Origin of the sequence: Streptococcus sp. 27098_8_74, assembly GCF_041431705.1 — a bacterium.
In the GTDB taxonomy this organism is placed as follows: domain Bacteria; phylum Bacillota; class Bacilli; order Lactobacillales; family Streptococcaceae; genus Streptococcus; species Streptococcus salivarius_E.
The window spans coordinates 20,007-27,033 of record NZ_JAPVYF010000026.1; the positions used below are offsets into that span (position 1 = coordinate 20,007).

The following is a 7,027-nucleotide window of genomic DNA, read 5'->3' on the forward strand; positions in this document are numbered from 1 at the left end:
CAGTGAATTTATCAACCTTTTAGAAGGGAGAAAAAATAATTATGTCAAAAATCATCGAATTGCCTGAAGTTCTAGCCAATCAGATTGCTGCTGGAGAGGTCGTAGAGCGACCAGCTAGTGTAGTTAAAGAGCTAGTGGAAAATGCTATTGATGCAGGCAGCACCCAGATTACTATTGAAGTTGAAGAATCAGGCCTCTCAAAAATTCAAATCACAGACAATGGCGAAGGAATGGCTCAATCTGATGTAGCTATGAGTTTGCGCCGTCATGCAACAAGTAAAATCAAAAATCAAGGAGACCTCTTTCGTATTCGAACTCTTGGTTTTCGAGGTGAGGCCCTGCCATCAATAGCTTCTATCAGTCATCTTACCATTGTGACAGCAGCGGATGGAGAAGCCTATGGGACTAAACTGGTTGCTAAAGGTGGAGAAATTGAGAGTCAGGACCCTATTTCAACACCAGTTGGAACAAAGATTACCGTTGAAAACCTATTTTATAATACCCCAGCTCGTCTCAAGTATATGAAGAGTTTACAGGCTGAGTTGGCTCATATTGTCGATGTTGTCAATCGTCTAAGTCTAGCTCATCCCGAGGTTGCCTTTACCTTGCTTAATGATGGTCGTCAGTTGACACAGACATCAGGTACTGGAGACCTCCGTCAAGCTATTGCTGGTATTTATGGTTTGACAACGGCTAAAAAAATGGTGGAGATTTCAAATTCTGACCTTGATTTTGAAGTTTCTGGATATGTTAGTCTCCCTGAGTTGACCCGTGCAAATCGTAACTACATCACGATTCTCATTAACGGACGTTATATTAAAAACTTCCTGCTTAACCGTGCTATTTTTGATGGATATGGCTCTAAACTCATGGTAGGACGCTTCCCTATTGCAGTTATTGATATTCAGATTGATCCTTACTTGGCCGATGTCAATGTTCACCCAACAAAGCAGGAAGTACGTATCTCTAAAGAAAAAGAGCTCATGGCCCTTATCAGCTCAGCCATTGCTCAAAGCCTTAGAGAGCAGGATTTGATTCCTGATGCCCTTGAAAATCTAGCCAAGTCTAGTACCAGAGGTGCAGCTAAGCCAGTTCAAACCAGTCTTCCACTCAAACAAACCAATCTTTACTACGATAGCAGTCGTAATGATTTCTTTGTCAAACCAGAGACAGTCCAAGAAGATATCAAACCTCTTGTATCAGAGTCACCAGTTTCATCGGTAGAAAATAAACCGCAACCTTCTGTTAAACAGGCACAACGTTCAGTAGATGAAGGTGATAGCGAACACGAAAAACTTGATTATAAAAACAAGTCGAAAATGAAGCGCATGCTTGAAACTCTGGACAATGAGGAAACATCAACCTTCCCTGAATTAGAGTTTTTTGGTCAAATGCATGGAACCTATCTCTTTGCGCAAGGACAAGGCGGACTTTACATCATTGACCAGCATGCTGCCCAAGAACGTGTCAAGTATGAGTACTATCGCGAAAAGATTGGTGAGGTTGACAGCAGTTTACAGCAGCTTTTGGTTCCCTATCTCTTTGAATTTTCAGGTTCAGACTACATTAGTTTACAAGAAAAAATGCCTCTTCTTAACCAGGTTGGTATCTATTTAGAGCCTTATGGGAATAACACCTTCATTCTTCGTGAACATCCTATCTGGATGAAGGAAGAAGAGATTGAATCTGCAGTCTATGAGATGTGCGACATGCTTCTTTTGACGAATGAAGTGTCTGTCAAGACCTACCGTGCAGAGTTAGCCATCATGATGAGTTGTAAACGTTCAATCAAGGCCAATCATGCTCTTGATGATTACTCTGCGCGTGACCTTCTAGTACAGCTTGCACAGTGTAAAAACCCCTACAATTGCCCTCACGGACGTCCTGTACTTGTCAACTTTACAAAGTCTGATATGGAAAAAATGTTCCGTCGAATTCAAGAAAATCATACGAGTCTACGTGACCTAGGGAAGTATTAAAACTTTTTTTTCGTCTTACTTTACGAATAGGAATGTTAGATTTATAATAGTGGTGAAGACAAGGGATCTTCTAATGTTTTAGCACATCATTGTAGGATGATTGACTGATTTTTAAGTTAGGAGGTAGAGTGATGAGACACCTAACAAAAACTAATAAACACTTTTTACTTGTTGGCTTAACATTTTTAGCGACTAGCTTGATTTTCTATATTTTGGCTTGGTTAGGTCGACCAAGTTTGGAGAATGCCCTAGTAAATGTTTCTAGCATTGCCTTTACTTTAGGTCTTGTAACATATATTCTATTAGGCTTGAAGATGATTACAGATACTTTAAAGACGAGTAGTCATCCTTAAAATAGAGCAAACATAATCCACTTTCGAGTGGATTTTTTGTTACAATAGTACAGCAGTGCTTGAGATGACAAAATAAACACTCAAGACAATTATCTTATAAGTATAAAATAACAAAGCAATCCATTGAAGAAACGAACGAGAAAGGAAATCACACGCTATGTATGATTACATCAAGGGAACTCTAGTGAAAATTACCGCCAAGTATATTGTTATAGAAGCAAACGGCTTAGGTTATATTGTCACTGTAGCGAACCCATATAGTTTTTCTGACCAGATGAATCAGACTATCCAAGTCTACCTTCATCAGGTTATTAGGGATGACGCCCACCTTCTTTTTGGTTTTCATACTGAAGATGAGAAAGAGGTCTTCCTTAAGCTTATTTCAGTTTCTGGAATAGGTCCGACGACTGCTCTAGCCATTGTTGCTGTAGATGATAATCAAGGCTTGGTGGCTGCCATTGATAATAGTGACATCAAGTACCTGATGAAGTTTCCAAAGATTGGTAAAAAGACAGCCCAGCAAATGGTTTTGGACTTGGCCGGGAAATTTGCAGAGTTACCAACAGAAACGACCAAGACGACACCAAGTCAACCTGAAGGAAATCATCAGTTGGATGAGGCTATGGAAGCTTTGCTAGCTCTTGGTTATAAAGCTGCAGAACTTAAGAAAATCAAAGCCTTCTTCGAAGGTACTAATGAAACGGCAGAGCAATACATTAAATCAGCTCTTAAGATGTTGATGAAATGAGGTAAGCAATGGTCAATCGTTGTCGTTGGGTACCAACAAACAATAAATTATATTGTGATTATCATGACAAGGAGTGGGGGAACCCTATTGGTGACGATCAAAAACTTTTTGAGCTACTTTGTTTAGAAAGTTATCAGTCAGGACTTTCTTGGTTAACTGTTTTAAATAAACGTCAGTCCTTTAATCGTGTTTTTCATAACTATGATATTGAGCGTGTTGCCCAGTTTAGCCTAAGTGAACTTGAAGAAGCGCTTCAAAATCCGGATATTATTCGTCACAAACTTAAGCTAGAAGCAACCGTAAATAATGCCAAACAAGTACTAAAACTCCAAGATGAATTTGGCTCCCTGTCCCATTATTTTTGGCAGTTCTTTGACGGAAAGCCCTTGATAAATAATGTTCCAACATATAAGGACGTCCCATCATCAACTGATTTATCCCAACAGATTGCCAAAAATTTAAAAAAGAGAGGGTTCAAATTTTTAGGACCGACTACTATATATTCATTTTTACAAGCCGCAGGATTTGTGAATGATCATGAAAATAACTGTGACTTCAAATAAATGAGTAGATTTGATTGACAAGACGAGAAAAACATGTTAGTTTATAAACGAACATGTTTTTGAGATTATTTTACGAATAGTAATATAGGTGAACCAATGAAAGCTGAATTGATTGCAGTAGGAACCGAAATCCTAACCGGGCAAATCACCAATACCAATGCCCAATTTTTATCTGAGAAACTAGCTGAACTAGGAATCGATGTGTATTTTCACACCGCAGTAGGTGATAATGAAAAACGCCTACTCTCAGTTCTAGACCAAGCTAGTAAACGTAGTGACTTAGTCATACTTTGTGGTGGACTTGGCCCTACGGAGGATGATTTAACCAAGCAAACCCTAGCTAAGTTCTTAGGAAAAAAACTTGTTTTTGATGAGGAGGCAAGTAAAAAGCTGGACAGTTTCTTTGCTACTCGCCCTAAACACACACGAACGCCTAATAATGAACGTCAAGCGCAAATTGTTGAGGGGGCTATCCCCTTGCAAAATCCTACAGGTCTTGCAGTTGGAGGTGTCATTACTACTCAAGGGGTGACCTATGTAGTCCTACCTGGGCCACCAAGTGAACTTAAACCTATGGTGAATCAAGAACTTGTTCCAGCACTTACTGAGAATCACGCAAGTCTTTATTCGAGAGTCCTAAGATTCTTTGGCGTTGGAGAAAGTCAATTGGTGACTATTCTGAAGGATTTTATTGTTAACCAAACAGATCCAACCATAGCTCCATACGCTAAAGTGGGGGAAGTAACACTTCGCTTGTCAACAAAGGCTTCTTCACGAGAAGAAGCAGATCAAAAACTAGATGTTTTAGAAAAACAAATTCGTTCTACTAAAACTCTAGATAGCAAATCCTTATCTGATTTTATTTATGGATATGGAGAGTCTAATAGTTTAGCCTTTGAAACTTTCCGTTTGCTTAAGAACCATGGCAAGACTATCACTGCAGCTGAAAGCCTAACAGCAGGTTTATTTCAGGCTAGTATTGCTGATTTTTCAGGAGCCTCACAAGTATTTAAAGGCGGCTTTGTTACTTACAGCATTGAAGAAAAATCTAAAATGTTGGATATTCCCTTGTCGCAACTAGAAGAACATGGTGTTGTCAGTCATTTTACTGCAGAAAAAATGGCTGAAGGTGCCCGAGCTAAAACAGATAGCGATTACGGAATTGCACTTACCGGTGTAGCTGGACCAGATTCATTAGAAGGACACCCAGCAGGTACAGTATTTATTGGTATTGCTGATAGGAATCAAGTAAGGTCAATCAAGGTTGTTATAGGTGGAAGAAGTCGTTCTGATGTTAGATATATTAGTACCCTCTATGCCTTTAACCTAGTTCGCCAAGCTTTATTACAAGAGACAACTTGATTTAAGTTTGTCTTAACTATAGAAAGAAGAGGAAAATAAGTGGCTAAGAAAACAAAGAAAACAGAAGAAATTACAAAGAAATTTGGAGATGAGCGTCGTAAAGCACTTGATGATGCTTTGAAGAATATTGAAAAAGATTTTGGTAAGGGTGCAGTTATGCGTCTTGGTGAGCGTGCAGAGCAGAAGGTTCAGGTTATGAGCTCAGGCTCGCTAGCTTTGGATATTGCTCTTGGTGCAGGTGGTTATCCTAAAGGTCGTATTATCGAAATTTACGGACCAGAATCATCAGGTAAAACGACTGTAGCCCTCCATGCTGTTGCTCAGACACAAAAAGAAGGCGGAATCGCTGCCTTTATCGATGCAGAGCATGCCCTTGACCCTGCTTATGCGGCAGCCCTAGGTGTTAATATCGATGAGCTTCTTTTGTCACAACCTGATTCAGGTGAGCAAGGTCTCGAAATTGCAGGTAAGCTGATTGACTCAGGTGCAGTTGATTTGGTTGTTGTTGACTCAGTTGCGGCCTTGGTACCACGTGCAGAAATTGATGGAGATATTGGTGACAGTCATGTTGGACTTCAAGCGCGTATGATGAGTCAAGCCATGCGTAAGCTATCTGCATCTATTAATAAAACAAAAACAATTGCTATCTTCATTAACCAATTGCGTGAAAAAGTTGGTATTATGTTTGGTAATCCAGAAACGACCCCTGGTGGACGTGCTTTGAAATTCTATGCATCAGTACGTCTTGATGTACGTGGAAATACGCAAATCAAAGGGACTGGTGATAAAAAAGACCAAAATGTTGGTAAGGAAACTAAAATCAAGGTTGTCAAAAACAAGGTTGCCCCACCATTTAAAGAAGCCTTTGTCGAAATTATGTATGGTGAAGGGATTTCACAAACAGGTGAGCTTGTAAAAATCGCTAGTGATTTAGGAATTATTCAAAAAGCCGGAGCATGGTTCTCATATAATGGAGAGAAGATTGGTCAAGGATCTGAAAATGCTAAAAAATATTTGGCAGATCATCCAGATATTTTTGAAGAAATTGATCATAAAGTACGTGTACACTATGGTTTGATTGAACCAGATGAAGAGGATAGTGTTGAAGAAGCACAAGTTGAAGAAACATCTGATGAACTTGTTTTAGACCTTGATTCAACCATTGAAATTGAAGAATAAGTGTAAAAGAGCCTAAGAGCTCTTTTTCTCTTTGATTTAATCTAAGCAAAAAAAGATCTATGATAATTGAAAAAGTCCCCTTAGATTCAAAATAGGTCGCTAGACCGATTTCTTAAACTAAGGACAATGATAAGATAATAGTATCATGTGACAGAAAGAGAGAATTAACATGATTAAGATTTATATAATCTCAAGTTGTACAAGTTGTAAAAAAGCAAAAACATGGTTGAACAACCATCAACTTCCTTATAAAGAACAAAACCTTGGTAAAGAACCACTTACAAAAGAAGAAATCTTAAACATCCTATCAAAAACAGAGAATGGTGTTGAGAGCATTGTTTCATCAAAAAATCGCTATGCTAAAGCTCTAAATTGTGATATCGACGAGCTCAGTGTTAGTGAAGTGATTGATTTGATTCAAGAAAACCCAAGAATCTTGAAAAGTCCAATCTTAATTGATGATAAGAGATTGCAAGTGGGTTATAAAGAAGATGACATCCGTGCGTTCTTACCGCGCTCAATACGAAATGTCGAAAATTCACAAGCACGCATGCGAGCAGCTCTATAAAAAATGAAAAAAGGAGATACTAGAGATCTTCTTTTTGCTTTCACTTATTGCATAGAAAATAAGTATTGACATTGGTTCACAAACTTGATAGACTAATAAAGTCTCAAGGAAATTGTTCAGTAACTGAAAAAAGTTTGAAAAAAACTTTAAAAAAGTTATTGACAAGATAAGTCAGAGATGATATTATAAATAAGCTGCTTCGGAAGGGGTGGCGAACACGAGAAGTAAAAAACTTCAAAAAAAGTGTTGACAAGCTATTCTAGATTTGCTAGAAT

Annotated in this window: 7 protein-coding genes; all 7 read left to right on the top strand. The window is 38.6% G+C overall.

Going from position 1 to position 7,027, the window contains the following annotated elements:
• The first annotated feature begins 41 nt into the window (after window positions 1-41).
• Complete coding sequence (mutL, locus tag O3670_RS09185) at window positions 42-1,979, top strand: DNA mismatch repair endonuclease MutL (RefSeq protein ID WP_175057351.1); 1,938 nt, start codon at window positions 42-44, stop codon at window positions 1,977-1,979.
• Window positions 1,980-2,110: 131 nt separating this feature from the next.
• Window positions 2,111-2,332, top strand: coding sequence for a hypothetical protein (locus tag O3670_RS09190; protein WP_175057352.1), 222 nt, complete (start codon window positions 2,111-2,113; stop codon window positions 2,330-2,332).
• A 157-nt stretch (window positions 2,333-2,489) separates the two neighbouring features.
• Complete coding sequence (gene ruvA, locus O3670_RS09195) at window positions 2,490-3,080, top strand: Holliday junction branch migration protein RuvA (RefSeq protein ID WP_037599413.1); 591 nt, start codon at window positions 2,490-2,492, stop codon at window positions 3,078-3,080.
• Between the two features lie 8 nt (window positions 3,081-3,088).
• Window positions 3,089-3,643, top strand: a complete 555-nt coding sequence (locus O3670_RS09200; protein WP_175057353.1) for a DNA-3-methyladenine glycosylase I — start codon at window positions 3,089-3,091, stop codon at window positions 3,641-3,643.
• A 96-nt stretch (window positions 3,644-3,739) separates the two neighbouring features.
• Window positions 3,740-5,005 carry a competence/damage-inducible protein A gene (locus O3670_RS09205; protein WP_175057354.1) on the top strand — a complete coding sequence of 422 codons (1,266 nt, stop codon included), beginning with the start codon at window positions 3,740-3,742 and terminating at the stop codon, window positions 5,003-5,005.
• A 39-nt stretch (window positions 5,006-5,044) separates the two neighbouring features.
• Entirely contained in the window at window positions 5,045-6,184 is a 1,140-nt protein-coding gene (gene recA, locus O3670_RS09210) for a recombinase RecA (protein ID WP_002889600.1), read from the top strand.
• 169 nt (window positions 6,185-6,353) lie between these two features.
• Window positions 6,354-6,752, top strand: a complete 399-nt coding sequence (gene spx, locus O3670_RS09215; protein ID WP_371596062.1) for a transcriptional regulator Spx — start codon at window positions 6,354-6,356, stop codon at window positions 6,750-6,752.
• The last annotated feature ends 275 nt before the right edge of the window (window positions 6,753-7,027 follow it).

What these genes read in the sequence shown, in the direction of transcription:
- mutL (WP_175057351.1), top strand. Translation starts at nt 42, where the DNA reads ATGTCAAAAATCATCGAATTGCCTGAAGTTCTAGCCAATCAGATTGCT.
- O3670_RS09190 (WP_175057352.1), top strand. Translation starts at nt 2,111, where the DNA reads ATGAGACACCTAACAAAAACTAATAAACACTTTTTACTTGTTGGCTTA.
- ruvA (WP_037599413.1), top strand. Translation starts at nt 2,490, where the DNA reads ATGTATGATTACATCAAGGGAACTCTAGTGAAAATTACCGCCAAGTAT.
- O3670_RS09200 (WP_175057353.1), top strand. Translation starts at nt 3,089, where the DNA reads ATGGTCAATCGTTGTCGTTGGGTACCAACAAACAATAAATTATATTGT.
- O3670_RS09205 (WP_175057354.1), top strand. Translation starts at nt 3,740, where the DNA reads ATGAAAGCTGAATTGATTGCAGTAGGAACCGAAATCCTAACCGGGCAA.
- spx (WP_371596062.1), top strand. Translation starts at nt 6,354, where the DNA reads ATGATTAAGATTTATATAATCTCAAGTTGTACAAGTTGTAAAAAAGCA.